General features: G+C 69.4%; 21 protein-coding genes and 2 pseudogenes. 2 read left to right on the top strand and 21 right to left on the bottom strand.

Features of this window, described 5'->3' with window-relative positions:
• The 13 genes and pseudogenes from MIC98_RS16870 to MIC98_RS16930 form a co-directional block, all read right to left on the bottom strand.
• Positions 1-189 (bottom strand): hypothetical protein (locus MIC98_RS16870; RefSeq protein WP_239738264.1); only part of this gene is annotated, 189 nt, incomplete at its 3' end.
• A 65-nt stretch (positions 190-254) separates the two neighbouring features.
• Complete coding sequence (locus MIC98_RS16875) at positions 255-515, bottom strand: LuxR C-terminal-related transcriptional regulator (RefSeq protein WP_239738266.1); 261 nt, start codon at positions 513-515, stop codon at positions 255-257.
• Positions 512-901, bottom strand: a complete 390-nt coding sequence (locus tag MIC98_RS16880) for a response regulator (protein WP_239738267.1) — start codon at positions 899-901, stop codon at positions 512-514. Before MIC98_RS16880 ends, MIC98_RS16875 begins: the two co-directional genes overlap by 4 nt.
• 157 nt (positions 902-1,058) lie before the next feature.
• Positions 1,059-1,949, bottom strand: coding sequence for a glycoside hydrolase family 47 protein (locus MIC98_RS16885; RefSeq protein ID WP_239738270.1), 891 nt, complete (start codon positions 1,947-1,949; stop codon positions 1,059-1,061).
• A 41-nt stretch (positions 1,950-1,990) separates the two neighbouring features.
• A pseudogene (locus MIC98_RS17130) lies at positions 1,991-2,500 on the bottom strand (glycoside hydrolase family 47 protein); the annotation flags it as partial.
• Positions 2,501-2,523: 23 nt separating this feature from the next.
• Positions 2,524-5,163, bottom strand: coding sequence for a glycoside hydrolase family 2 protein (locus MIC98_RS16895; protein ID WP_239734858.1), 2,640 nt, complete (start codon positions 5,161-5,163; stop codon positions 2,524-2,526).
• A gap of 157 nt (positions 5,164-5,320) precedes the next feature.
• A complete protein-coding gene (locus MIC98_RS16900) occupies positions 5,321-6,544 on the bottom strand; it encodes an AGE family epimerase/isomerase (RefSeq protein ID WP_239734859.1) in 1,224 nt (407 codons plus the stop codon).
• Positions 6,541-7,536 carry a carbohydrate kinase gene (locus tag MIC98_RS16905; protein ID WP_057640207.1) on the bottom strand — a complete coding sequence of 332 codons (996 nt, stop codon included), beginning with the start codon at positions 7,534-7,536 and terminating at the stop codon, positions 6,541-6,543. Before MIC98_RS16905 ends, MIC98_RS16900 begins: the two co-directional genes overlap by 4 nt.
• Before the next feature lie 6 nt (positions 7,537-7,542).
• On the bottom strand, positions 7,543-8,853 hold the full coding sequence (gene fucP, locus MIC98_RS16910) for an L-fucose:H+ symporter permease (RefSeq protein WP_239734860.1): 1,311 nt from the start codon (positions 8,851-8,853) through the stop codon (positions 7,543-7,545).
• Positions 8,854-8,891: 38 nt separating this feature from the next.
• Entirely contained in the window at positions 8,892-9,893 is a 1,002-nt protein-coding gene (locus tag MIC98_RS16915; protein WP_239734863.1) for a LacI family DNA-binding transcriptional regulator, read from the bottom strand.
• Between the two features lie 334 nt (positions 9,894-10,227).
• On the bottom strand, positions 10,228-10,965 hold the full coding sequence (locus tag MIC98_RS16920; RefSeq protein ID WP_239734861.1) for a copper homeostasis protein CutC: 738 nt from the start codon (positions 10,963-10,965) through the stop codon (positions 10,228-10,230).
• Positions 10,966-10,967: 2 nt separating this feature from the next.
• The gene (locus MIC98_RS16925) at positions 10,968-11,990 is read right to left on the bottom strand and encodes a N(4)-(beta-N-acetylglucosaminyl)-L-asparaginase (protein WP_239734862.1); all 1,023 of its coding nucleotides are present in this window, start codon (positions 11,988-11,990) and stop codon (positions 10,968-10,970) included.
• A 233-nt stretch (positions 11,991-12,223) separates the two neighbouring features.
• Entirely contained in the window at positions 12,224-14,668 is a 2,445-nt protein-coding gene (locus tag MIC98_RS16930) for a GH92 family glycosyl hydrolase (protein ID WP_239734864.1), read from the bottom strand.
• Between the two features lie 578 nt (positions 14,669-15,246).
• Here MIC98_RS16930 and MIC98_RS16935 point away from each other — a divergent pair.
• Positions 15,247-18,255 (top strand): TonB-dependent receptor, encoded by a 3,009-nt coding sequence (locus MIC98_RS16935; RefSeq protein WP_239734865.1) that lies wholly within the window; start codon positions 15,247-15,249, stop codon positions 18,253-18,255.
• A 234-nt stretch (positions 18,256-18,489) separates the two neighbouring features.
• On the opposite strand, the gene MIC98_RS16940 is transcribed toward MIC98_RS16935, so the two are convergent.
• Positions 18,490-19,110, bottom strand: coding sequence for a glutathione S-transferase (locus MIC98_RS16940; RefSeq protein ID WP_239734849.1), 621 nt, complete (start codon positions 19,108-19,110; stop codon positions 18,490-18,492).
• Between the two features lie 62 nt (positions 19,111-19,172).
• Positions 19,173-19,994 (bottom strand): NYN domain-containing protein, encoded by an 822-nt coding sequence (locus MIC98_RS16945; protein WP_239734850.1) that lies wholly within the window; start codon positions 19,992-19,994, stop codon positions 19,173-19,175.
• A 133-nt stretch (positions 19,995-20,127) separates the two neighbouring features.
• Here MIC98_RS16945 and MIC98_RS16950 point away from each other — a divergent pair, with 133 nt between their 5' ends.
• The gene (locus MIC98_RS16950; protein ID WP_057641501.1) at positions 20,128-21,423 is read left to right on the top strand and encodes an NAD(P)/FAD-dependent oxidoreductase; all 1,296 of its coding nucleotides are present in this window, start codon (positions 20,128-20,130) and stop codon (positions 21,421-21,423) included.
• Between the two features lie 6 nt (positions 21,424-21,429).
• On the opposite strand, the gene MIC98_RS16955 is transcribed toward MIC98_RS16950, so the two are convergent.
• The 6 genes and pseudogenes from MIC98_RS16955 to MIC98_RS16980 all read right to left on the bottom strand — a co-directional run.
• Positions 21,430-21,831, bottom strand: a complete 402-nt coding sequence (locus MIC98_RS16955) for a GFA family protein (protein WP_239734851.1) — start codon at positions 21,829-21,831, stop codon at positions 21,430-21,432.
• A 95-nt stretch (positions 21,832-21,926) separates the two neighbouring features.
• Entirely contained in the window at positions 21,927-22,802 is an 876-nt protein-coding gene (gene rpoH, locus MIC98_RS16960) for an RNA polymerase sigma factor RpoH (protein ID WP_057641499.1), read from the bottom strand.
• Between the two features lie 183 nt (positions 22,803-22,985).
• The gene (gene ung / locus MIC98_RS16965; RefSeq protein WP_057641498.1) at positions 22,986-23,723 is read right to left on the bottom strand and encodes a uracil-DNA glycosylase; all 738 of its coding nucleotides are present in this window, start codon (positions 23,721-23,723) and stop codon (positions 22,986-22,988) included.
• Positions 23,720-24,562, bottom strand: a complete 843-nt coding sequence (locus tag MIC98_RS16970; protein WP_239734852.1) for a response regulator — start codon at positions 24,560-24,562, stop codon at positions 23,720-23,722. The genes ung and MIC98_RS16970 overlap by 4 nt, the downstream gene beginning before the upstream one ends.
• 7 nt (positions 24,563-24,569) lie before the next feature.
• The gene (ftsX, locus tag MIC98_RS16975; protein ID WP_239734853.1) at positions 24,570-25,511 is read right to left on the bottom strand and encodes a permease-like cell division protein FtsX; all 942 of its coding nucleotides are present in this window, start codon (positions 25,509-25,511) and stop codon (positions 24,570-24,572) included.
• A 14-nt stretch (positions 25,512-25,525) separates the two neighbouring features.
• Positions 25,526-25,962: pseudogene (locus tag MIC98_RS16980) on the bottom strand (ATP-binding cassette domain-containing protein); the annotation flags it as partial.

The following is a 25,962-nucleotide window of genomic DNA, read 5'->3' on the forward strand; positions in this document are numbered from 1 at the left end:
GTCGAGCAGCAGGCCGGTCGGCTGCCGCACATCGTCCTGCCGCCAGCGCAGCCGGTACCAGACCACGCGTCGTGCCCCGGCCCAACGGGTCTGCCACTGGTCGGCCAGCGTCACCGGCACCCAGCCCCGTTCGGGCGGCCGCGTCGAATCCCAGCCGGCGCGCGCGGCCTCGGCGTGGACGATGCGCACGACCGGCTCCGCCCGGGCCGCGCCCGCCGCCATGCAGAGCAGCAGGAGCAGCCAGTGCCAGCGCCTCACGGCAACAACCCGAGTACGCGCGCCTCGAACACCGCCGCCGTGCGCGAACCCACGGCCAGCTTGCGGTAGATGTTGCGCGTGTGCGCTTCCACGGTGAGCCGCGAGAGCCCGAGCAGCTCGGCGATCTCGCGGTTGCCATAGCCCTGCGCCACCATGCCGAGGATGCCGCGCTCGCGCTCGGAGAGGTTGACCGCCTGCGTCGCCGGCACCGGCGCCGTTTCCTCCGGAAGCAGGGCGAGGATGCGGCGGGCGATCATCGGGTCGATCGGGCGCCGCCGCGCTGCAGGCTGCGCAGGGCGACGACCAGTTCCACGTCGTCGCGGTCCTTCATCAGGTAGCCGATGGCCCCGGCCCGCAGCGCGGTGAAGGTCAGTTGTTCCTCGGCGTAGGCGGACACGATCACCGACTGCACCTGCGGCGCATGCGATTGGATCCAGCCGATCAGCTCGATGCCGTTGCCGTCGGGGAGCTGCATGTCCACCAGCGCCAGGTCGAAGCGTTCGGCTTCCAGCAACGCGCGCGCCTGCCCCAGGTCCGCCGCCGTGCGCACGCTGGCCGGTGCCTCGTCCAGCGCCTCGCGCACCAGCCCGGCAAGGCGTACCTGCGTGGCCGCATCGTCGTCGACTATCAGGATGGAAGACAACGCCAACGCCCCTGCTCCCCGGATTGCGATGGGCAGAGTGTACCTTTCCTCTCCCATGCTCTCAGGCGACGCCGAACCTGCGCCGCCGGCCGCAGTGGACGCCATCGCAAACATGGCGGACAGGCCCGGATGCCTGCCCGCCATGCCGGGTGCCGCCTTACCAGGTGCGGCGCAGCGGGTGGGCCTCGGTGTTGAAGACGATGGCGTCGAAGTCCAGCGCGGTGGCCGGCGCGAACAGCAGGTAGTAGTACTTGAACGTCTCGGCGAACAGGAAGCTCTCCATCGAGTCGTCCTTCTCCTTGCTGCGCACGTCCTTCAGCGCGGCGAAACCGTGTTCGGTGCGGGTGTACTTCACGAAATCGTCGAAGAACTCCCTGCCCATGCCGCGGTAGCGCGCGTCGCCGGTGTAGTGGTGCAGGTAATACGCGGACTCGACGATCTCCGGGCGCAGCGCATAGCCGGGCGAGCGCACTTCCATCGCCGCGTAGTCCAGCGATTCCGGCTCGATGCCGTTCAGGCGCCACATCTTCAGGTTGGATTCCTGCAGGCGCTTGGCGCGGTCGAGGTCGCCGCCCAGCGCAAGCAGGCCCGGCATGAACGCATCCAGCGCGCCGTAGGTGGTGGAGGTGCGCGCGCCGCTGTCCATGTCGGCGTGGCCGTACCACAGCTCGCCCTCGCGCACCTCGTCGGCCAGGTACTGGTTGAGCGGGCCGATGCTGTCCTCCCACATGCGCTTGCAGTCCTCGTCGCCGAACAGCTTCCAGCACTTGAGCAGGTATTCGTAGTACGAGTCGATGCCGCCGGCGATCGAGGCGTCCTTGTCGGTCCACTCGCCGGTCTCGACGTTGATGTTCAGGCCGACCAGGCCGATCTTCGAGCGACGGTTGTACGTTTCCACCAGCGCGCGCTTGGCCTTGTCGTAGTACGCCTGCTTGCCGGTGAGCTTGGCCAGGGTGCCGAACTCCAGCAGCAGGGTACCGGTCTCGGCCGGGTTGCTGATGGTGCCGCTGGTCTTGCCGGTGCGCAGGTTGACGTGGGTGTACGGCAGGCCGTGGGGCTGTCGAACACCGGCGACAGGCGCGTGCCGAGGTCGTCGGCGAGCTTGAGCAGGTGCTCGTCGCCGGTCATCTGGTAGCCGGACAGCAGGCCGCCGAGCAGGCGGATGGTGACCTCGAAGTTCTGCACGTCGATGTCCTGGTCGAACGAGAGCCGGGTGACGATCAGCTCGCGCGCCTCGGCGGCCTCCTTGTCCAGGCCGAGCAGCAGCAGCGTGTCCAGCGCATCGACCGGCGACATCAGCAGCGGCACCGGGTACCAGTCGCGCGGCTGCGCGCTGATCGGTTTCAGGTCGTCGTGGCCCTTGGCGTATTGCATGTAGCCCTGCCACGCATGGCGGGTGGCCTCACGCACCTGCTCGGCCATGCGCGCGGCCTCGGCGTCGTCGACGGCCGGCACTTCGGTGGCTGCCGCCGTGGCGGCAGCGGCATCGGTCGCCGCGGGCACGGCGCTCAGGGCGGGGGCCTGCGGGTCGTTGCAGGCGGACAGTGCCAGCACCAGGGCGGCAACCAGGGGGGCGGTACGCAGGGCTCGGGTCATCATCGGGTCCTCGGGGTGGGAGTGGTTCAGCGGGATGGAACGGAAGGAGCGTGCAGGGTGTCGCCCAGCGTCCGCAGCTGCAGCGCGGCACGCAGGGTGGGCAGGTCGGCGCGGCTGCGCACGGCCAGTTCGCGGGTTTCGCCGGGCAGCAGGTCGAAGGCGTTGTCTTCCGGCTCGGCGGCGACGTCGCCGAAGTCGATCCACGCCGCGCGCACGAGGCCGCGTGCCTGCAACCGCAGGCGATAGCGGTCGCCATCGGCGCGCAGTTCGGCCTGCAGCTGGCCGGCGGCCAGCGCCTGTTCCTTCGCCGGCACGAAATGCACCAGCCGCCGCGCCAGCACCGTGCCGTCGTGCAGCAGCTCGAACACGGCCACGCTGCGCGCCGGGTCGTGGCCCTTGAGCAGGTCGGCATCGACGAAGCGCGCCACGTCGGTCACGCCCATCGGCGACAGGGTGACGGTTTCCTGCTGGCGCGCGGACTCGCGGCCATCGACGTCCATCACCCGCACGCGCCACTGCGCGGTGATCGCGTCGCGGCCATCGTTGAGCAGGCTGAAGCGGGTAACGCCGTCATCGTCGCGCAGTGCCGCCACCGCCACCCCGGCGAAGAAGCGGCGCGCATGAAAGTGCAGCGCCTTCCAGTTGCCGTAATAGTCGAGGCTCGACCACGACGCGCCCGGCCACACGTCGTTGAGCTGCCAGTACAGCGAGCCCATGGTGTACGGACGCGAGGCACGGTGGTGCAGCGCGGCCAGCTCGATGCCCTCGGCCTGCATCACCTGGCTCAGATAGACGAAATCGGGGAAGGAGCGCGGCGTGCCGTATTCGCGCTCGATGTAGTGCAGCAGGCGTTCGTTGCCCTTGCCGGCCATGAACTTCTGGTGGGCGCGGATCACCGGGCCGTCGATGGCCTGCTCGTCGCGCGCGGCGAACGCATCCACGGTGGAAAGCCGCGGCCATGCCTGCAGGCCGTATTCGGACATGAAGCGCGGCGTCTCGCGCAGGTAGGCGGTCGCCGGCAGCGCCGGGCCGCCCCACACGTCCCAGTAGTGCTTGTCGCCGCGCCGGGAGTCGTTGGCCTTCGCGTCGAGGTCATTGCCCGGCGAGCTGGACCAGTACGGCACGCCCAGCCCTTCTTCGGCCACCACCTGCCGCAGGTCGTTGCCGAACAGGTCGACGTAGCCCTGCCACACCTGCGCGGCGAACGCGGGGTCGGCCTCGGCCAGCTGCTTGCCGTGGCCCCAGTCCTTCCACGCGGTTTCTTCCTCGTTGTTGCCGCACCACAGCACGATGCTGGGGTGGTGGCGCAGGCGGCGGACGTTGTCGCGCGCCTCGGCCACCACGCTGGCGCGGAACGCCGGGTCGTAACCGGGCTGCATGCCGCCGCCGAACATGAAGTCCTGCCAGACCAGCAGCCCCAGTTCGTCGGCGATGTCGAAGAAATCGTCGCTCTCGTAGTAGCCGCCGCCCCAGTTGCGCAGCATGTTCATGTTGGCGTCGCGCGCGGCCTGCAGGTCGCGGCGCAGGCGCTCGCGGGTGACCCGTGCCGGGAACGCATCGAACGGGATCACGTTGGCGCCCTTGGCGAACACCGGCACGCCGTTGATGACGAAGGCGAAACCCTGCCCGCCCTCGGCGTCGGCGTCGCGCTGCAACTGCACCGTGCGCAGGCCGGTGCGCCGGGTGACGGCATCCGCACCCTGCACGCTGGCGCGCACCGTGTAGCGGTCCTGCACGCCATAGCCCACCGGCCACCAGCGGCGCGGCTGCGCGATTTCCAGCGGCAGCTGCACGCGGTTGTCGCCGGGCCGCAACGCCACCTCGCGTTCGACGGCGGCAACGCGCTTGCCGTCCGGGTCGAACGCTTCCACGGTCACGCGGGCGCTGCCGGCGGCTTCCCCCTGCTCCACCTGCAGCTGCGCGGTCAGTGCGGCGCGCTGGTCGTCGAGCACGTCGGTGCGCACCGCCAGATCGGTGATGCGGCGCGCATCCCAGCTGTCCAGACGCACCTCGCGCCACACGCCGGCGGTGACGTAGCGCGGCCCCCAGTCCCAGCCGAAGTGGTAGGCCGGCTTGCGCGCGAAGTTGCCGACCATCGCGTCGGCGGGCTCGTCGCCATAGGGCGAGGGATAGTTGCCGGCGATCCTGTGCGGCATCGCCTGCACCTGCGGCAACAGGGTACGGATCGGCGAGCGGAACACGATGCGCAGCTCGTTGCCCTGCGCGCGCAGGCGGCCATCGACGCGCGCACGCCAGCTGCGGTGCGCGTTGTCGGCCCGCAGCAGCGGCTGGCCGTTGAGGCTGACCTCGGCGAAGGTGTCCAGCCCGTCGAAGCGCAGCTCGGCATGGCGACGGGCCAGCGTCGCCGCATCGACGTCGAAGCGCGCGCGGTATTCCCAGTCAGCCAGGCCGATCCATTGCAGCCCGGCTTCGGCCGCGCCGACGTAGGGGTCGCCGATCACGCCGGCCGCCAGCAGGTCGGTGTGCACGCTGCCGGGCACCTGCGCCGGCCGCCACGCGTCCAGCCCGGGATGCGCCTGCGACTGCGCATCGCCCGGCAGCAGGCGGAAGCTCCATTGCGCCGGCAGCGGCGCGGCCAGCGCGATGCCGGCAAGCGCGCACAGGGCGAGCAGCAGTACATATCGCCAGAAGACCCGGGCTTGCATCGATCCAAATCGAATGCGTCTGTGCTGCACGTTGTTTGTCTCCTGCCCTGTCATTCCCCGCGAAGGCGGGATTCGCCATTTGACGGACGAGCGTTCGCCCGTTGCCGCCGTCTCGTGCCCCCTCCCTTTCGCCGCAGGCAAAGGGGAGGAGCAAAGCTCAGCCCACCACGTTCAACACTTCGTGACAGGCGCCCATCGTGTGGTAGTCGGTCTTGCCGGCCGGGCTCTTCTCGTCGTCGTACTTGCGGTTGTCGGCGTCGAGGATGCGGAACCATGCACCGTATTGGTGATCGACGAGATGCTTCCACGAATACGCCCACAGCTTTTCGTACCACTGCCAGTACGCGTCGTCGCCGGTGCGGTGGGCGAGCAGCGCGGCAGCGGCCAGCGACTCGGCCTGCACCCAGAAATACTTGTCGTCGTCGCAGACGAAGCTGTCGCCGCCGATGGCCGCACCGTGCATGCCCGGCTGGCGCCGCGCTTCCGGCGCGAAGCCGTAGTACAGGCCGCCGCGCGCCTCGTCCCACGAACGCGCGACCGCCGTGTCGAACAGGTGGCGCGCGGTCGGCAGCAGCCAGTCGGCCGCGACGTGGCGGTCGAGGATCATCAGCAGTTTGGCCCATTCGGTCTGGTGGCCGGGCTGGAAGCCCCACGGCCGGAACAGGTGCTTCGGGTTGTCGAGGTTGTAGTCCCAGTCGATGTTCCAGTCGCTGTCGTAGTGTTCCCACACCAGTCCGCCGGCCTTGGCCGCCTGCCGGCGGGTCATGTTGTCGGCCAGTTGCAATGCGCGTTGCAGGTAGCGTTGCTCGCCACTGGCCTCGAACGCGGCCAGCATCGCCTCGCACATGTGCATGTTGGCGTTCTGGCCGCGGTAGCCGGTGAAGTTCCAGTGCGCGTCGGCCTCGTCGCGGTACAGGCCGTGCTGCGGTTCCCAGAAGTGCTTCTCCAGTAGTTGCCAGGTCTCGTCCATCCACTCGCGCCCCTGCTCGATGCCGGCCTTGAGCGCGCAGCTGTAGGCCAGCAGCACGAAGGCCACGCCGTAGCAGTGGTTCATGTCGTCCTCGACCTGCCCATCGCGCAGCGTCCACGCGTAGCCGCCGGTGGCCGGGTTGCGGTGCACCTCGCGCAGGTAGCGCAGGCCGTGCTTCACCGCGTCCAGATACTCGGCATTGCCGAACGCGCGCCAGGCCATCGCGTAGTTGAAGACGAAGCGGGTGCTGCTGACCAGGTGGCGATGGCCGGCGTCGTACACCGTGCCGTCGTCCTTGTAGTAGTGGAAGAAGCCGCCGGCCGGGTCGATGCAGCGCGGGTGGTAGAAGGCCATCGTGTCGGCGACGTGCGCGCGCAGGAAGGCGGGCGAACGGAAATCGGGAGCGTTCATGCGGTGGCCTCTTGTTGGCTCAGCAGTCGTTGTACTTCGTCCAGCGTGGGCATCGCGGCGAAGGCGCCCTTGCGGGTGACCGCCAGCGCGCCCACCGCCGCGGCGAAGCGCAGGGTGTCGTTGATCGCCACCGGGTCGTGGCAGAAGGCGGCGAAGGCGGCGCCGGTGCCGCCGCGCTCGGCCAGCCCGTACAGCACGCCGCCGACGAAGGCGTCGCCGGCCGCAGTGGTATCGGCCACCGGCACGCGGAAGCTCGGCACCTCGCCGTTAGCGTCGCGGGTATGCCAGCGCAGCGGCGCGGCGCCGTCGGTGACCACCACCCAGCGCGCCTGCGCGGCCAGCAACCGGCGCAGCACCTGCGCCTGGCCGTCGCTGCCCAGCGGCCGTGCCAGGTAGTCCAGTTCCTCGTGCGAGAGCTTGACCAGGTCGGCGCGTTCCAGTGCCTGCCACAGCCGCGGCGTCGGGTCGGTGCCGGCCGGCCACAGCGCCGGGCGCAGGTTGAGGTCGAGGCTGACCACCGCGCCGGCGGCGCGGGCGCGGTCCATGCCGGCGAAGGTGGCCGCGGCGATCTCCGGCTCGGTCAGGCTGTTGGAGCAGACGTGGAAGCAGCCGGTGCCGTCGAAGCAGGCCGGCTGGAAGTGCTCGGCGCGGAACAGCAGGTCCGCCGCCGGCGGCCGGTAAAAGCTGAAGCTGCGCTCGCCGGCGGCGTCCAGCGCGACGAAGGCCAGCGCGGTCTTGGCTGCGTCGGTGCGGACGATGCAGTCGGTGAGCACCCCGGCCTCGGCCAGGCTGTCGGCGAGGAAGTCGCCGAACATGTCGCGCCCCAGCATGCCGGCGAAATGGCTGCGCGCGCCCAGCCGCGCCACCGCCACCGCGACGTTGGCCGGGGCGCCGCCGGCGTACTGCAGGAAGGCGCGCGGCGTTTCCGGCGTGGCCGGCGGCTGCGCCAGTAGATCGATCAAAATTTCGCCGAAACAAACGATCTTGCCCATCTGGACTCAGCCCCCCTGGCTGCTGCCGCTGGCGGCACGCGCGCCGACCATGCCGTAGAAGATGATGTAGCCGTAGCACAGCAACGGCAGAATGAAACTGGCCTGCACGCCGATGCGATCGGCCAGCTGGCCCTGCAGGTACGGCACCACCGCGCCGCCGACGATGGCCATGATCAGCAGGCTCGACCCCTTGTTGGTCAGCGGCCCCAGCCGCTCGATGCCGAGCGCGAAGATGGTCGGGAACATGATCGAGTTGAACAGGCCGATCGCCACCACCGAATACAGAGCGGTACCGCCCGTGTTGGTCATGGTCAGCGCCAGCAGGCCGACGTTGACCAGCGCGAAGATCGCCAGCAGCCGGCTCGGCGAGAAGCGGGCCAGCAGCGCCGAGCCGGCGAAGCGGCCGATCATCGCCATCGTCCAGTACGCCGACACGTAGCCGGTGGCCTCCTGCTCGCTGAAGCCGCCGATGTCGGGCATCGACAGGTAGTTGACCAGGAAACTGCCGATCGACACTTCCGCGCCGACGTAGAAGAAGATGCCGAGCACGCCGAGCAGCAGGTGGCGGTGGCGCAGCGCGTCGGCATAGGTATGCCGCGCATGGTCGGCCCGTTCGCTGCTTTCGCTCAGGGTCGGCAGGCGGAACAGGAACACGAACAGCGCCAGCAGGAACAGCGCGACCGCCAGCCCGAGGTACGGCCCCTGCACCGACTGCGCCTCGGCCGCGCGGTAGGCCGCCTGCTCGGCCAGCGGCAGCGCGGCGATGTCGTCGGCGCCCTTGACCGTGTTGCCGAGGATCAGCAGGCCGCCGAAGATCGGCGCGATCGCCGTACCCAGCGAATTGAGCGCCTGCGCCAGCGTCAGCCGGCTGGAGCTGGTGCGCTCCGGCCCCAGCAGCGCCACGTAGGGGTTGGCCGCCACCTGCAGCACGGTGATGCCGGTGGCCAGCACGAACAATGCGGCGAGGAAGGCCGGGTATTCGCGCAGCGCCGCCGCCGGCCAGAAGCCGAGCGCGCCGATGCCGGCGATCACCAGCCCGGCGACGATGCCCTGCTTGTAGCCCAGCCGCGCCACCAGCCGCCCAGCCGGCAGCGACATCAGGAAGTAGGTGCCGAAGAAGGTGAACTGCACCAGCATCGCGCGCGCGTAGTTCAGCTCGAACACCGCCTTCAGGTGCGGGATCAGGATGTCGTTGAGGCAGGTCAGGAAGCCCCACATGAAGAAGATGCTGGTGACCACCGCCAGCGCGGCGCGCGGCGTGATCGGCGGCGCGGCCGCGGCGGACAGGGGTGGAACGGGAGTGGGAGTGGCAGGCATGCGCTACGGACCTCGGGATGCGTGGGAAGGAAACGGGCTCACGTGCGCGGGCTGCCGCTGCTTTCGCGGATGCACAGCGATACCGGCGCGATGGTGCGCACCGCGGGGGCGTCGGGCTTGTCCACGCGCTGCAGCAGCAGCGTGGCGGCCTGGCGGCCGCGCTCGCGTGGCGCCACCGACAGCGTGGTCAGGGTGGGCATGCTGACCGATGCCTCGGGAATGTCGTCGAAGCCGGTGACGGCGAAGCCCTTGCCCGGCTGGATGCCGCGCGAGGCCAGGCCCAGCATCAGCCCCAGCGCCACCGTGTCGTTGTAGCAGACCGCCGCGGTGGGGCTGGCGCCCTCGCCGAACAGCTCGGCGGTGCGCGAGGCCGCTTCCAGCCGGGTCGGCGCCGATTCGATCAGCCACTCCGGCACCACCTCCAGCCCAGCGCGCGCCATCGCGGCCTGGAAGCCGGCGCGACGCTGGCGGCACGAGCTGGAATCGGCATGGCCGCCGAAGAAGGCGATGCGGCGGTGGCCCAGCCCGATCAGGTGCTCGGTCGCCATGCGCGCGCCGCGCTCGTTGTCCAGCGCCAGGAAATCCCAGTCGTCGGCGCCGTCCAGTTCGCGGTTGAACAGCAGCACGTGACCGCGCAGGCCGAGCACCGGGCGCAGCATGGCCGCATCGCTGCCTTCGGCCGGCGACAGGATCACCCCGGCCGGCGAATGCTCCATCAACGAGGACAGCACCGCCTGCTGCCGCTGCGGCGATTCGCCGGTGCTGCCGAGCAGGGTGACGTAGCCGCGCTCGCCCAGCGCCTCGTCCACGCCGGCGGCGAATTCGGCGAAGAACGGGTTGGACAGGTCGTTGATCACCAGCGCCACGCTGGACGAGGTGCGCCGCCGCAGGTTGGCCGCGGCGCGGTTGTAGACATAGTCCTGGCGCTTGAGTTCGGCCTCGACCAGCGCGCGGGTGTCGGCGTGCACCAGCGGGCTGCCGCGCAGCACCAGCGACACCGTCGCCCGCGACACGCCGATGGCGCCGGCGATGTCCGACAAGGTGACGTTGCGGCGCGCGCCATGCTCCTTGCGCGGTGCCTTGGCGGCGGTTGCGGCATTGCCCGCGGAGGCCTTGGTGGCGGGCTTGCGTGGGGAAGAGGGGGACTTTCGGGTCACGACAGGCAGCTCCTGGCAGCCGGCGCACCGGCGCCCTGCTGGATGGGAAGGAAGGCCGGCACGTATCGCGCCGGGGTCCCCGCGCCGACAACTTGCGCGCGGGCTGCAGACGATACGGGATGAAGGCCGGTGCCGACGGACCGGGCACGATGTACGGCCCTGCGTGCCGCGACACGGCACGGCGCACGTTGCGATCCGGCACTGGCGGCAGGCGCGGTCATGCGAGCCGGTCCAGCGCGTCGCGCAGCGCACGCACGCGCGCCGGATCGGTCTGCTGCCAATCCGGCGCGAGCCCGGCCAGCGCCCGGTTGCGGAAGCGCATCGACGAGGCCCGCACGGCCTTGGCCGAGGCATGGAACTCGCGCGCGCCGGTGGCCCGCGCCAGCGCGGCGATATTGCCTGCGTCGATGCCCGCGCCGGGCATCACCGCCAACCGCTCGCCGGCCTGCTGCACGCAGGCGGCCAGCAGCGCCGCGCCCTGCGGCGCGCCGGCCTGCGCGCCGGAACTGAGCACGCGCCGGCAGCCCAGATCGATGATGTTTTCCAGCGCCCGCAGCGGCGCGCGCGCCGCGTCGAACGCGCGGTGGAAGGTGACCGCCAGCGGTCCGGCGGCTGCTACCAGCGCACGGCAGCGCGGCATGTCCACCCCGCCCTCGGCATTGAGCGCGCCGATCACCACGCCGTCGCAACCCAGCCGCACGCACTGCTCGATGTCGTGCAGCATGACCTCGGTTTCGGCATCGTCGTAAAGAAAATCACCCGGACGCGGCCGCACCAGCACGAACAGCGGCAGGCGCACGCGCTCGCGCGCCGAGGCCAGGGTGCCGTACGACGGCGTGGTGCCGCCGTATTCCAGTCCTTCGCACAGCTCCACGCGATCGGCACCGCCTGCCTGCGCGGCCAGCGCCGAGGCCAGCGAACCGGCGGCGATCTCCAGCGTGAAGCGCGCGGCCATGCTCACGCGCCTTCGCCCGGATACACCGCGCCCGAGTCCAGCAGCGCGTCCTGCCGCTGCGCGTCGCAGACCGCATAGACGAAGCCCGGGTGCAGCGCGAACGCGCCGACCTCGCCGTGGCGGTTGATCGCCAGGAAACACACCTGCAGCGACTTGCTCGCCTCCGGGCGCTTGCGCACCACGCGGTCGATGGCCTCGCGGCAGGCGTCCATCGGCGAGTGGCCCTGCCGCATCAGTTCGACGACGAGGAAGCTGGCGGCGTTACGGATCATCTCCTCGCCCACGCCCGAGGCGGTGGCCGCGCCGACCTCGTTGTCCACGTACAGGCCGGCGCCGACGATCGGGCTGTCGCCGACGCGGCCGCGCAGCTTCCATGCCATGCCGCTGGTGGTGCAGGCGCCGGCGAGGTTGCCGCGCTGGTCGATGGCGAGCATGCCAAGGGTGTCGTGGTTCTGGCTGTTGCCGGGAATCAGGCGGCGCTCGGCGTTGATCTGCGGCTGGTAGCGCGAGGTCTTCTTCCACTCTTCCCACGCCTGCACCGCTTCCGGGGTCAGCAGCGATTGTTTCTCGAAGCCCTGTTCGACCGCGAACTGCTGCGCGCCCTGCCCGACCAGCAGCACGTGCGGGGTCTGCTCCATCACGCGCCGCGCGACGCTGACCGGGTGGTCGATGTCTTCCAGCGCGGCGACCGCGCCGCAGCGGCCGTCGCCGTCCATGATGCTGGCGTCCAGGGTCAGCACGCCGTCGCGGTCGGGGTAGCCGCAATGGCCGACGGTGCTGTTGCACAGACCGGTTTCGGCCCAGCGCGCGCCCTGCTCCACCGCGTCCAGCGCGGTGCCGCCCGCGTGCAGCACATTCCATGCGGCCTGGTTGGCGGGCACGCCGAAATCCCATGTGGAGACGACGCGCGCACCGTTGGCGGCGGCGATGACTGGTTGTTTGCTGGTCGCGCTTGCGATGCCCGGCAGCGCCAATGCGCCGCCGGCCAAGGCCATCTGTTGCAGGAATTCGCGTCGGGTGTTCATGGGATGGCTCCAGCTTTACAAAGCCCCTCTCCCTTCGGGGTGAGAGGGACAGTTCGCGAACCACTGGTTCGCTGTTCCTCGAACGCCCTTGCGCTGGCGCAAGGGCCGGGACGCGGAGCGGGGGTTGGGGTGAGGGGCAATGGAGTACGAATGATCAACCATCACGGACTACGTTCGCCCCTCATCCGCCCTTCGGGCACCTTCTCCCGGAGGGAGAAGGGAGCATCCACAGCTCACTGCACCACCGCCGGGCACAACGCCGGCGGGGCATCAGCAACATGCGTTCCCCACCCCTGCGTATCCGGCGCGGCATCCAGCACATAGGCCAGCGTGCCGCCCTGCTGCAAACGGCCCACGTCCACCCACGTCGCCGACTGCGGCCTGCCGTCGAGGCTGGCCGAGCGGATGTAGCGCACGCCGTCGTTGGCGCCCGGCGCACGCACGCTCAGGGTGCGGCCGTTCTCCAGCGCGATGTCGATGCGGTCGAAGCGCGGCGGGTGCAGCAGCATCTGCCCGCTGCCGGGCATCAGCGGTGAGAAGCCCATCGCGCCGAACAGGTACCACGCCGACATGGTGCCGAGGTCGTCGTTGCCGGTGACGCCGTTGGGTGCGTTGGTGAACAGCGTCTGCGCCGCGCGCAGCACGGTGGCGGTCTTCCACGGCTGGCCGATCAGGCTGTACAGCCCCGGCACGTGCATGGTCGGCTCGTTGTTCGGGTTGAAGCGGTACTGGCCGTAGTAGCTGTACGGCCCGGCCACCCACGCCTTGCGCGCTGCGCCATCCGGGTCGGCGAGCAGTTCGTCGTAGGCGAAGAACGCGTCCAGCCGCCTGCCCATCGCCTCGCGCCCGCCCATCGCCTGCGCCAGCGACGGCAGGTCCTGCGGCACCAGCCATTGGTACTGCCAGCTGGTGCCTTCGTGGAAGCCATAGTGCGAGCGCGGGTCGTAGCTGCCGGTGGGCGGGGTGAACCATTCGCCACCTTCCATGCGCGGCCGCGGGAAGCCGGCGAAACCGGTATCGGCCTCGGCGAGGTCGGCATCCCACACCTTGCGCCAGTTGCCGGCGCGCGCACGCAGCGTCGCGGCGGCATCGGCATGGCCGAGCGCGGCGGCCATCGGCGCCAGCGCGCAGTCGGCCAGCGCGTATTCCAGCGTCGCCGAACCACCCTGGTGCGGATCGACGTCCATGCCCTTGGCCGGGAAGGTGCGGTCGTAGAACACGAAGCCGTCCTTCAGGTAGTTGGCGTTGCCGGCGCGGCCCTCGTGGCGCGATTCCAGCGGCGGCACGCCTTCGGCGTTCTTCCACAGCGCCTGCCACGCTTCCTGCTCCATGCCCTGCAGTGCGCCGTAGCGCCACAGGTCGGCGAGGAACGGGGTGACCGGGTCGCCGGTCATCACGTTGCTGTCGAAATCGGCATAGCCCCAGCGCGGCAGCCAGCCGCCCTGCGCGTCGATCGCCAGCAGGCTGCGGCCGATGTCGCGGGCGCGCTGCGGGCGCAGCAGCGCCAGCAGCTGGTTCTGGCTGCGGTAGGTGTCCCACAGCGAGAAATACTCGTGGTAGGTCCAGCCGTCGGCCATATGGATGGCGTTGTCGTAGCCGCGGTAGCGGCCGTCGGCGTCGCTGCCGGTCATCGGTTGCAGCAGGGCGTGGTACAGCGCGGTGTAGAACACGCTGCGCTCGTCCTTGCTGCCGCCATGCACCTTGACGCTGGACAGCTCGCGCGCCCAGTCGGCCTGCGCGCGCTTGCGCATGGCGTCGAAGCCGAGCAGGCGGCCGTTGCCGTCGCTGCCCTCGCGGCGCAGGTTTTCGCGCGCGCCTTCGATGTCCACGTGCGAGATCGCGCTGACCGCGGTGACGCTGCGCCCGTCCTCCAGGTCGAAGCTGAGCCACGCGCCGTTGTACGGGTCGTGCTCGCTTTCCATGCTGAAGCGCGCGCCGGGCGTGCCGCCGGCCTGGCCCCAGACGCCGAACGCCTTGAACGGCCGGTCGAACTCGATGTGGAACCAGGTGGTGTACTGGTGGCCGCCGCAGAAGCTGAGCGTGGTCAGTTGCCCTTCCACCGCGCGGTCGCCGACCACGCGCACCTGGCTGCCGGTGACGCGGTGGCGGTTGTTGGCCTGGCTGACGTTGACCAGCACGTGGCCGCTACCGGCATCGGCGGCGAAGGTGTAGCGCTCGGCGGCGGCGCGGGTGAGCGCGGTGGCCTCGGCGTCGATGCCGCCGTAGTCGGTCAGGCGCACCCTGTAGTAGCCGGCCTGGCCGACCTCGCCATCGTGGGTGTAGCGCGCGCCGTAGCGCTTCTGGTCGAAGCTCTTCGCATCGCCGGTATCGAAATCGCCACCGGGGGCGATGCTGCCGGTCACCGGCAATACCGACACCTGCCCGCCCTGTTCCCAGCAGCCCGCGCCGGAGACGAAGGAGTGGCCGAAGCCGAGGATCTTGTCCTCGTCATAGCGCCAGCCGGCGTAATGCAGGCCAATCGAGCTGACCTGGATCAATCCGAACGGCGCCGACGCACCGGGGAAGGTATTGCCGTCGTCCTGGGTGCCGATGAAGGTGTTGACCTCGCGCTCGGGCGTGGCCGGGGCGGCCTGCGACAGCGGGGCAAGCGACACCGCCAGCAGGCAGGCGGCCGCGGCCAGCGGGCGGCGGAAACGGGAAGCGGTGGCGGACGGCATTCGGCTCACGGGCTGGATTCTCTGGGGCGATGTCGGTGCGGCGATAGGGTGGCCCGGCAATGCCGGGCCGTTGATGGCCGGCCCGCCCTTGCGGGACGGGGAGAGTGCCGGGCACCAGTGAATTTAGATCGATCCAAGTAAAGCATGGCCATTTCGGCCGATGCATTCTGCAACGCAACATCCACGGCCCGGCGCGCCTCTGCCCGCGCCTGATCGCGGCGCTGCCCTTCCGGCAGGATCGGCCGGCCCTTCCCCTTCATCCGGCCTCTCCGGGACCAGCGCCATATTGCGCAGCAACATGCGTCGGCCCCGGCACTGTGTTAAAAATTTCGCACCAATCGTTTAGATCGATCCAAATCAATTCGACGGCGATTGCAGGACAACCACGGGTCGGACCGCCCCTTCGGGGGCAGGCGAAGTACCCGCCTCGTCCGGCTTCAAATTTAGATCGATTCAATACCTTCGTGCAGTTACCGACTTCAATCCAGGAGAGGGAGAGCGGAATGAAACAGATGTCACGCACGCACGGCCGCCATGCGTTGTCCGCGGCCATCACGGCCGCACTGGTCGCCACGGCAATGCTGCCGGCCGGCGCCTTCGCACAGCAGGCCGGCACCCAGAACGCCGACGCCACCACGCTCGACGCGGTCACCGTCACCGGCTATCGCTACGCCATCGAGAAGAGCCTGGACCAGAAGCGCGACGCCAATGCGATCGTTGAGGTGATCAATGCCGAGGACGTCGGCAAGTTCCCCGACAAGAACGTGGCCGACGCGCTGCAGCGCGTGCCGGGCGTGATCGTCACCCGCAGTGGTGGCGAAGGCAAGAACGTCAGCGTGCGCGGCCTGTCCTCGGAGCTGACCCTGACCGAGTTGAACGGCAACTACATCGCCACCGCCGAATCCAACGGCGACCCGACCCGTTCGTTCAACTACACGCTGCTGCCGTCGAACATGCTGGGCAGCGCCGAACTGTTCAAGTCGCCGGAAGCGCGCATCGACGAGGGCGGCATCGGCGGCACGGTGATCCTGCACACCCGCCGTCCGCTGGACATGGAATCCAATACCGGCTTCGTCTCCGTCGAGGGCACCCGGGCCGACACCACCCAAAAGACCGACGGGCAGCTCTCCGCCTCGTACGCCTGGCATGACAAGGACGACCGCTTCGGCGTGTTCGTCGGCTATACCGACCAGAAGCGCACCACCCGCACGATGGGCGCCAGCACCGAGAGCTGGCAGTGGTATGGCCGCGATGAAGGCGGCACCGCGGTCGACGTCAACGGCAACCCTTCGGACTTCAACTCGAACTGGTGGGGCGGCACCGGCTTCTACGACCAGAACGGCAAGTACTACACCGGCTTCATGATGCCGACGTCGGTGAACCTCGACGTCAAGGAAGAGGAACGCGAGCGCAAGGGCGGCCAGTTGACCTTCCAGTTCAAGCCGCTGGACAACCTGACCCTGACCGCGAACTACTTCCGCTTCGAGCTGTCGCAGGACTCCCAGACCCACACCATCAAGGTGCCGGAATGGAACATCGCCCGCTATTGGGGCGACGGCAACTGGGCCGGCGGGCGCCTGCTCGACGGGATGACGATGGACCCCAGCGGCACCATCGTCACCGGCGCCGACTACAGCCTGCACCCGGGCAAGGCCTATTACTGCAGCGAGGACGAGGCCGCCGACGCCGGCATGGCGCCGGGCGGTTGGGGCTCGGATGACTGCACCATCCCGACCCCGCAGATCACCGGCAGCTACAACCTCGAGAAGGCACTGTCGCAGACCGTCGACTTTTCGGCCGAATGGCGCGGCGAGTCGGTCGACGTCGCCTTCAAGGGCGGGCGCACCTGGGCCAAGGGCGGTCCTTCGCTGCAGTTCTCGCTGCCGCTCAAGCCGCGTCGCCAGAATGCGGACGGCAGCTGGAGCCTGGGCAACCTGGCCAGTTCCTGGGACCTGACCGGCACCCCGTCGATGGTGTTCTCGCCGGAGCTGATGCAGAACCTGAAGGACGGCATCCTGCAGGTCGACCTCGGCTCCACCGGTTCGTCCTGGACCCGCAACACCAACGAGCAGAAGTACGCCCAGATCGACACCACCTGGCATACCGAGGCCGGCTTCTTCGAGTCGTTCCAGTTCGGCGTCAAGTACCGCGATGGCGGCATCCACCGCAGCACCGGCAACAGCTACTGGGCCTGCCCGGGCACCGACCCGAGCGACTACGAAAACCGCTATTGGAACGGCGGCTGCAACGACCTGGCCCTGCAGTTCTCGCCCGACTTCCTGTACGGCATGGGCAACCTGGCCGGCGGCATCAATGCCAGCGCGTTCCCGGCCATCGACTACCCGGCCTACATCGCCTACCTGAACAAGACCTACGGGCCGATGCAGACCCGCAACGAGGACAACTTCGTCTACAACGTCGACGAAAAGATCTACTCCACCTACCTGCAGGCCAACTTCCGCACCGAGCGCCTGCGCGGCAACGTCGGCGTGCGCGTGGTCAGCACCCGCCAGCACGCCGACTCCACCGACAAGGTCACCCTCTACAACGACTACTTCTACGACGACGCCAACGGCGATCCGCTGGCGTGCCAGGCGGGCGATGCGGTACCGGGCGGCGCGCCCGACCGTACCTACTGCGGCACCGAGGGCTACTGGCGGCTTTCGGACAGCGTGGCCCGGCCGGAGACCTTCGCGGTCAGCAGCCTGGAGCGCACCTACACCGACGTGCTGCCGAGCTTCAACCTGGCCTATGACCTGAGCGAGAACCTGCTGCTGCGCGCGGCGGCCTCCAAGGTGATCTCGCGCCCGAGCTACGGCAACATCGCCGCCCCGGGCAGCCTGGAATACTTCAGCCCCGAATACGTCAACGATCGCCGCCTGACCGGCGGCGCCGGCGAACAGGGCTGGTACGGCTCGGGCAGCAACAAGAACCTGGAGGCCTACAAGGCCACCCAGTACGACATCGGCCTGGAGTGGTACTTCCGCCCCGGCTCGGTGGTGGGCCTGGACCTGTTCCGCAAGGACGTCAGCAACTTCTCGGTGCCGGTGGTGCAGGACGTGACGCAGGACATCGGTGGCGAAACCGTGGTCGTGCAGAACTACTCGACCACCGCCGGCGGTCGCGACGCGGTTTCGCAGGGCGCGGAGTTCTATGCCCAGCACACGCTGGATTTCGGCCTGGGCTTCCAGGCGAACTACACCTGGAACGACACCAACGAAGCGGCCATCACCCTCGAGGACGGCACCGAGATCGGCAAGTCGCCGCTGGTCGGCAGCGCCAAGAACCAGGCCAACTTTACCGTGTTCTACGAAGTGGAGAAGCTGCTGCTGCGTGCCTCGTGGAACCGTCGTGGCGAAGTGGTGCAGGGCCTGGTCAGCGGCCTGAACCTCTACCAGGAGCCCTACCAGCAGATCGACCTGAACGCCGCCTACAACGTCACCCCGGCGCTCAGCCTGAGCGCCTCGGTGTTGAACCTGACCAAGGAAGAGACGCGTACCCACCTGGGCAACGACACCAAAAACCGCTTCTACTCCAACGGTTATGCCGGTCGCGTTGTCTACCTCGGCTTGAACTACAAGTTCTGACCCCTGCCCTTCGGGGCAGCCTACGTCGACAGCCGCGCTGGTACAGGCGGCTGTCGTCGTTTGTGCACCAGCCCACTCATGGCTCGTGGGAGCGGGTTATCCCCCGACACGGGGGCAAGCATCGCCGGGGGCGTGGCACCGGCCTACTCGTAGATGCGGGGCTTGCCCCGCATGGGCTTCACCGGGAGCGCATCATGCGGGGCAAGCCCCGCATCCACGGCATTCCGGCAAGCCTCAGGTCAGCGGCGTCATCACGCCCTTGCGGTAAGCCGGGCGCACCTGCAGGCGCGCATACCAGCCGGCCAGGTGCGGCAGGTCCGGGCGCTGGATCGGCATCTCGAACCACGCATAGGCGAAGGCGCCCAGCGGGATGTCGCCCATCGCGAACGACTCGCCGGAAAGCCACGGTTGCCGCTCCAGCTCGGCATCGGCCAGCGCCAGCAACTCGCCGCAGCGCACCAGTGCCGCGTCGATGCGCGCGGCGTCGCGGTCGGCCGGTGCGGTGCGCACCACGCCCCAGAACAGGTCGCGGAAGGCGACGGCGAAGCTCGATATGGTCCAGTCCATCCACTTCTCGCTCTGCGCGCGCAATGCCGGGTCTTCCGGGTACAGCGTGCCCAGCGCGTAGCGCGCCGACAGGTAGCGGACGATGGCGTTGGATTCCCATACCGGCAGGCCGTGGTCCTCGATCACCGGCACCAGCCCGTTGGGGTTCATCGCCCGGTAGTCGGCGCTCTGCGTGCCGCCGAACGCGCCGCCCACCTCGATCGACTCATAAGGCAGGCCGATTTCCTCGGCGCACCACAGCACCTTGCGCACGTTGCTCGAATTGCGGCGTCCCCAGATCTTCAGCATCCCGGTTCCCGTTGTGACCGACGCAGGACCCGCACCATACGCCGGAGTGGCCGCCGTCATCGTCATGCCGCGCCCGCCTTGGCGGCCTTGGCGGCTTTCTTCGGCAACACCCGTACCTGCGTGGACTTGTCGTCCTTCTTCAACTCGAACAGGCCGATCGCCGCGAGCAGGTCGCTGAGCTTGCGGTAGCCGTAGTTGCGCGAATCGAACGAGGCACGGTTGCCGATCTGGTTGCCCACCGCACTCAATGCCGCCCAACCCTGCTCGTCGGCGGCCGCGTCCACCGCGCCGCGCAGCAGGTTGAGCAGGCGGGTGTCGCCGCGCAATTCGTTGCCCGGGCGCGGCTGGATCGGCGGTTGCGCCCCGCCCGGCGCGGCAGGCGCATCCGCGGCGGCCTCGCCATGCCCCGGCTGCCCCGCATCCGCCGCTACCCGGCCGGCATCCTCCTGCCCCAGCGCCTCCAGGTAGGTGAACTGCGAGCAGGCGTTGACGAAGGGATCGGGCGTCTTCTTCTCGCCGAAGCCGTAGACCTTCACCCCGTCGGTCAGCAGCCGCATCACCAGCGGGGTGAAATCGGCGTCGCTGGAGACGATGGCGAACCCATCGAGGTTGCGCGCGTAGAGCAGGTCCATCGCGTCGATCACCATCGCCATGTCCGAGGCGTTCTTGCCCTTGGAATAGGCGAACTGCTGGATCGGGCGGATCGCGTATTCGTGCAGCACCGCCTCCCAGCCCTTCAGCCGCGGGCTCTTCCAGTTGCCGTAGGCGCGGCGCACGTTGGCCACGCCGAAGCGCGCCACCTCGGCCAGCACCTCGTCGATCTTCGCCGCCGGCGCATTGTCGGCGTCGATCAGCAGGGCGATACGCTTTTCGGGATCGGACACGGCATTCCCTCCACGGCATTCGGCTCGGAGCCAGTATCGACCATCGGCCCGAGCATGCGCACCCCATGCGATGATGGCGGCCGGTTGTCCACGCCCTCCAACCGGCATCCGCCGGCCCCCACCGGAGTACCGCATGCCCCACGACCGCCCTCCCCGCCTGCTGGTCATCGGCGGCGGCTTCGCCGGCCTCCGGGCCACCCGCGCGCTGGCCAACGCGAAGCTGCGCATCACCCTGGTCGACCGCCGCAACCACCACCTGTTCCAGCCGCTGCTGTACCAGGTGGCCACCGCCGGCCTGTCGGCGCCGGACATCGCCGCACCATTGCGGCACATCCTCGGCCGGCAGCGCAACGTCGAGGTCAGGCTCGGCGAGGTGGATGCCATCGACAAGCACCAACGCCAGGTGCGGCTGCGCGACGGCACCACGCTGGACTACGACCTGCTGCTGGTCGCCAGCGGCGCCACCCATGCCTATTTCGGCAACGACCAATGGGCGCCGCACGCCCCCGGCCTGAAGACGCTGGACGATGCGCTGGCGCTGCGGCGCCGGCTGCTGCTGGCCTTCGAGAAGGCCGAGGCCGAACCCGACCCGGCGAAGAAGGCGGCCTGGCTCAGCTTCGCCATCGTCGGCGGCGGCCCCACCGGCGTCGAGCTGGCCGGCACCCTGGCCGAGATCGCGCGCCACACCCTGCGCAACGAGTTCCGCCACATCGATCCGGCCTCGGCGAAGGTGCGGCTGGTCGAGGCCGGGCCGCGGGTGCTGTCCAGCTTCCCGGAGGTGCTGTCGCTGAAGGCGCGCCGGCAGCTGGAGCGGCTCGGCGTGGAAGTGCATGCCGGCGCGCCGGTGACCGCCATCGACGCCGAGGGCTTCCACCTCGGCGAGCGGTTCGTCCCTGCCCGCACCGTGGTCTGGGCCGCCGGCGTGGCCGCCTCGCCGCTGGCGCGCACGCTGGACACGCCACTGGACCGCGCCGGCCGCGTGCAGGTGCAGCCGGACCTGACGCTGCCCGGCCACCCCGAGGTCTTCGTCGCCGGCGACCTGGCCGCGCTGGCGCAGGCCGACGGCCGCCCGGTGCCGGGCGTGGCGCCGGCCGCCAAGCAGATGGGCAGGTACGTGGCCGCGGTGATCCGCGCGCGGCTGCAACAGCACCCGGCGCCGCCACCGTTCCGCTATCGCGACCAGGGCAACCTGGCGACCATCGGGCGCATGGCCGCCATCGTGCACATGGGTCGGCTGAAGCTCTCCGGCCTGCTGGCCTGGTGGTTCTGGCTGGCCGCGCACGTGTTCTTCCTGATCGGCTTCCGCAACCGGCTGGTGGTGCTGCTCAACTGGGCGGTCGCCTACTGGAGCTACCAGCGCGGCGCGCGGATCATCTTCGGCGATGCCGATGGCGAACCGCACGATGGCGATCCGCCGCCGCGGGAGTGAACGACGTCAGCCGTTGCCGGAGGCGAAGCGCTCGAACACCTGCTGGCCGGTCAGCACTTCGGTGTCGTTGCTCAGTTCGTAGAACGCCGGCTTCTCGTCGATGAATATCTGGCTTTCGAGCCGGAATTCCTGCTGCTGGAACAACCCGGCCGGCAGCATGTACTCGCCGGTCGGCAACAGCCGATAGAACAGGTGGGTACCGCAGGCCGGGCAGAAGCCGCGCTCGGCCCAGTCCGAGGAACGATAGGCGCTGGGCTGCGCGCCATCGAAGCGCACATCGCTGCCGCAGTGCACCGCGAACATCGGCCCGCCCGACCAGCGCCGGCACGTCGCGCAATGGCAGAGGCCGACGTCGGCATGGTCGGAGGCCGTGACTTCAATGGCGCCGCACAGGCAGGTTCCCTTCATGGCATTCCCCTTATGGCTGGGCATCGTGCCCGGAAACGGAAAAGGCCCGGTACGACCGGGCCTTTCCAGCAGACGTGCAACACCGGCACCGCGACTCAGGCGGTGAACAGTGCCTTCATCTTCTTCAGCGCATTGGCCTCGATCTGGCGGATGCGCTCGGCGGACACACCGTATTCGTCGGCCAGCTCCTGCAGGGTGACCTTGCTGTCGGCGTCCAGCCAGCGGCGGGCGATGATGTCGCGCGAACGCTGGTCGAGGTTGGCCAGGCCCTCGCGCAGCAGCTGCAGCTGGTTGTCCTCGCTGTCGGCACGCTCGTAGGCCTGCGACGGGTCTTCGTCGTGCGCGACCAGGTAGGCGGCCGGCGCCGGCGGCGCATGGTCGTCACTCTCGTCGCTGGGCGCGTCGAAGCCGACGTCGCGGCCGGACAGGCGCGACTCCATCTCCATCACCTCACGCTCGGAGACGTTCAGGTCCTTCGCCACCGCGCTGACCTCGGCCGCGTTCATCCAGCCCAGCCGGGTCTTGGACTTGCGCAGGTTGAAGAACAGCTTGCGCTGCGCCTTGGTGGTGGCGACCTTGACGATGCGCCAGTTCTTGAGGATGAACTCGTGCATCTCGGCACGGATCCAGTGCACCGCGAAGGACACCAGGCGCACGCCCATATCCGGGTCGAAGCGCTTGACCGCCTTCATCAGGCCGATGTTGCCTTCCTGGATCAGATCGCCCAGTTGCAGGCCATAGCCGTTGTAGCCGCGGGCCACGTGCACGACGAAGCGCAGGTGCGAATGCACCAGCTCGCGCGCGGCGTCCAGGTCCTGCTCATCGCGGAAGCGGCGCGCCAGGTCCTGCTCGTCGTCCACCGACAGCACCGGGATCCGGTGCACGGCGCCGATGTAGGCATCCAGCGAGCCGAGCGCGCTGGGAACCGGAAGATTGTTTGCCACAAGGGCAGTAGAAGTATTCGGGTTCATGGGGCTCATCTTAGCAGTCCAAGCTATTGGACTGGCCGGTATAGAAAAAGTTCCAGTGTTCCGCTTTTGTCGTCAATTCCGTCAAATGGCCGGATTTTAAACACCAACAGCATCCTCGGTTTCCCGACTTCGCTACCGTATCAGAGGCGATGTTGCGGCGGCATGACCGGGATTCAAGCCGGTTCACGCTCCGGCGAGCCGGGCCTCCAGCTCCGCCCGCGGCGGCAGCCGCCAGTCGACCGGGGGCTGGCCGTGGCGCTGCAGGTAGTCGTTGGCCTGCGAGAAATGCCGGCAGCCGAAGAAACCGCGGTGCGCCGACAGCGGCGAGGGGTGCGGGGCCTTCAGCACGCGGTGGCGGCGGGTGTCGATGACCTTGCCCTTCTGCTGGGCGTAGCTGCCCCACAGCAGGAACACCAACCCTTCGCGCTCGCGGTTGAGCACGTCGACCACATGGTCGGTAAAGCCCTCCCAGCCCTTGCCCTGGTGCGCGCCGGCGCGGCCTTCCTCCACCGTCAGCACCGCGTTGAGCAGCAGCACGCCCTGCCACGCCCACGGCAGCAGGCAGCCGTGGTCCGGGCGCCGGAACGGCGGCACCACGCCGGTGTCGTCCTCCAGCTCCTTGTAGATGTTCAGCAGCGACGGCGGCACCGGCACGCCCGGCATCACCGAGAAGCACAGGCCATGCGCCTGGCCGTAGCCGTGATAGGGGTCCTGCCCCAGCACCACCACCTTGACCTGCTCGAACGGGGTGGCGTCGAACGCGGCGAAGATCTGCGGCCCCGGCGGGAACACCCGCGCGCCGGCGGCCTTGCGCTGGCGCAGGAAGGCGGCCAGTTCGCGCATTTCCGGGCGCAGCAGCCAGTCGCCGACGTGGGCCTTCCAGCTCGGTTCGAGCTGGATGTTGGGTGCCGCCCCGCTCACAGCATCACCGCCGGCTGCGACAGGCGCGCCAGCCGCAGCTGGAACAGCACCTTGGTCACCAGCAGGCGTTCCTCGATGGGCTTCTGCACCAGGTCGTTGGCGCCGGCCTGCAACAGCGCGGACTGGTTATGCGGGTTGCTGTCGCCGGTCATCACCAGCACCGGCAGGCGGCGCTTGCCGTAGCCGAAGTCGATACGCACGCGCTCGACCACGTCGCGGCCATTCAGCTCGCCCTTGAGGGTAACGTCGGTCAGCACCAGGTCGATGCGGCGCACGGTGCGACCCAGCGACTCGGCGGTGAGCAGCGAGAACGCGTCCTCGGCGGTGAGCACGTGCACCACGTGCAGGTCGTGGCGTTCGAGCATGCGCTTGGTGGCCTCGGCGACCACGCGGCTGTCCTCGACGTAGAGCACGGTGGCGCCGGGCATCGGCTCGGGCTGCACGTAGCCGCGGATGAACGCGGCCAGCGCCTCGTGGCCCAGCGCCTTGTCGAAGTAGTCGGTGACGTATTCGTTGAAGCGGCGCTGCTCCAGGTGCTGCTGGGCATCGGCGGAGACCACGATCACCGGCACGTAGGCCTGCCCGGCGGCGTCGCGCACGCTGCGCGCCAGCGCCAGGCCATCGCCGTCGGGCAGCGCCAGCGAGGTGGTGACCAGGTGCACCGGCCCGGCGGCGAGCGCTTCGCGCGCCTCCTCGATGCTGGCGCAGCCGACGACTTCCACGTCCGGCAACTCGCGTTGCAGCACGTCGGAAATCAGCTTGCGCACCAGCTTGGAGCCGTCGACCACCATCACCCGGGGGGCGTCGCTGATCAGGTGCTTGAGTTCATGCGTGGGCATGCGCGCCTCAGGTTTCGGTCGGGCGAGTCTGCCTGAGGAAGTGGCCGGTCACCAGCCACGCCCCCAGCCAACCCAGCAACACTGTGCCCAGCAGCACGAAACCCGAATGCAGGGCATCCAGCCCATGCAGCACGAACGGGCTGCCGTAGCTCCGCGACAACGCCGCCAGCGGCGCGCGCAGCGCCAGCCCGCAGGCGCCGACCAGCGCCAGCGCCAGCACGCCCGCGCCCAGCCCGTACCACGCGCCGAGGTAGACGAACGGGCGGCGGATGAAGCCGTCGCTGGCGCCCAGCAGCTGCAGCACGCCGATTTCCTCGCGCCGCGCCTGGATGTCCAAGCGCACGGTATTGCCGACCACCAGCACCGCGCCCAGCCCCAGCAGCAGCGACAGCACCTGCACCAGCCGCGCGCCGAAGCCGAGCCAGGCATCCAGCCGCTGCCGCCACAGGGCGTCGTGCTGCACCAGGTCGGCCTGCGGCAGGGCTTCCAGCGCCTTGGCGAGTGCGGCGTCGTCATCGCCGGCCGGGGTGACGATCAGCAGGCTCGGCAGCGGATTCTCGCCGAGCGCATCGATGGCTTCGCCCAGCCCCGCGCTCTGGCGCAGTTCGGCCAGGCCCTCTTCCGGGGTGCGCAGCACCACTCCGGCGACGTCGTCGCGCGCGCGCAGGCTGGCGGCCAGGTCCTGCGCGGTGGCGCCGTCGATCGCCGGTTTCAGGAACAGGCTGATGTCGCGCGACTGCTGCACGCTGCCGGTGAATACCTTGAGGTTGTCCAGCGCGATCGACAGCCCCAGCGGCAGCGCCAGCGCCAGCGCCATCACCGCCACGGTCAGCGCGGTCGCCCACGGCTTGCGCAGCGCGCGGCCGAGGCTGAACACCACGCTGTGCAGGTGGTGGGCGAACCACGCGCCCAGCCGCGACGGTGCGGCGGCTTCACCATTCCGGGGCATTGCTTCCTTCCTGCTCATTCGGCCAGGTCCTGCGGCGAGATGTCGTCGACCAACCGCCCGTGGTCGAGGATCAGCACTCGCTTGCGCATGCGCTTGAGCAGCGGCAGGTCGTGGCTGACCACCAGCACGCTGGTGCCGCGGCCGGGCAACTCGGCAAACAGGGCCATGATCTCCGCGGCCAGCGTGGGGTCGAGGTTGCCGGTGGGCTCGTCGGCGACCAGCAGCTTCGGCTCGGCGACGATGGCGCGGGCGATGCCGACGCGCTGCTGCTCGCGGCCGACAGCTGCGTGGGCAGCGCCTTCTCGCGGTGGCCCAGGCCCATGCGTTCGAGCACCGAGCGCACACGCTTGCCGACGTCGCCGCGGCGGTCACCGCGCAGGATCAGCGGCAGCGCCACGTTCTCGCCGATGCTGCGGTCGGTCAGCAGGCGGTGGTCCTGGTGGACCGCGCC

It is taken from the genome of Stenotrophomonas sp. NLF4-10, from assembly GCF_022359915.1.
Taxonomy (GTDB): Bacteria; Pseudomonadota; Gammaproteobacteria; order Xanthomonadales; family Xanthomonadaceae; genus Stenotrophomonas; species Stenotrophomonas daejeonensis.

Excerpts from the sequence above, each read along its gene's own strand:
- MIC98_RS16875 (WP_239738266.1), bottom strand. The coding sequence starts at position 515 with ATGATCGCCCGCCGCATCCTCGCCCTGCTTCCGGAGGAAACGGCGCCG.
- MIC98_RS16895 (WP_239734858.1), bottom strand. The coding sequence starts at position 5,163 with ATGCAAGCCCGGGTCTTCTGGCGATATGTACTGCTGCTCGCCCTGTGC.
- MIC98_RS16900 (WP_239734859.1), bottom strand. The coding sequence starts at position 6,544 with ATGAACGCTCCCGATTTCCGTTCGCCCGCCTTCCTGCGCGCGCACGTC.
- MIC98_RS16905 (WP_057640207.1), bottom strand. The coding sequence starts at position 7,536 with ATGGGCAAGATCGTTTGTTTCGGCGAAATTTTGATCGATCTACTGGCG.
- fucP (WP_239734860.1), bottom strand. The coding sequence starts at position 8,853 with ATGCCTGCCACTCCCACTCCCGTTCCACCCCTGTCCGCCGCGGCCGCG.
- MIC98_RS16920 (WP_239734861.1), bottom strand. The coding sequence starts at position 10,965 with ATGGCCGCGCGCTTCACGCTGGAGATCGCCGCCGGTTCGCTGGCCTCG.
- MIC98_RS16925 (WP_239734862.1), bottom strand. The coding sequence starts at position 11,990 with ATGAACACCCGACGCGAATTCCTGCAACAGATGGCCTTGGCCGGCGGC.
- MIC98_RS16930 (WP_239734864.1), bottom strand. The coding sequence starts at position 14,668 with ATGCCGTCCGCCACCGCTTCCCGTTTCCGCCGCCCGCTGGCCGCGGCC.
- MIC98_RS16935 (WP_239734865.1), top strand. The coding sequence starts at position 15,247 with ATGCTGCCGGCCGGCGCCTTCGCACAGCAGGCCGGCACCCAGAACGCC.
- MIC98_RS16940 (WP_239734849.1), bottom strand. The coding sequence starts at position 19,110 with ATGCTGAAGATCTGGGGACGCCGCAATTCGAGCAACGTGCGCAAGGTG.
- MIC98_RS16950 (WP_057641501.1), top strand. The coding sequence starts at position 20,128 with ATGCCCCACGACCGCCCTCCCCGCCTGCTGGTCATCGGCGGCGGCTTC.
- MIC98_RS16955 (WP_239734851.1), bottom strand. The coding sequence starts at position 21,831 with ATGAAGGGAACCTGCCTGTGCGGCGCCATTGAAGTCACGGCCTCCGAC.
- rpoH (WP_057641499.1), bottom strand. The coding sequence starts at position 22,802 with ATGAACCCGAATACTTCTACTGCCCTTGTGGCAAACAATCTTCCGGTT.
- MIC98_RS16970 (WP_239734852.1), bottom strand. The coding sequence starts at position 24,562 with ATGCCCACGCATGAACTCAAGCACCTGATCAGCGACGCCCCCCGGGTG.
- ftsX (WP_239734853.1), bottom strand. The coding sequence starts at position 25,511 with ATGCCCCGGAATGGTGAAGCCGCCGCACCGTCGCGGCTGGGCGCGTGG.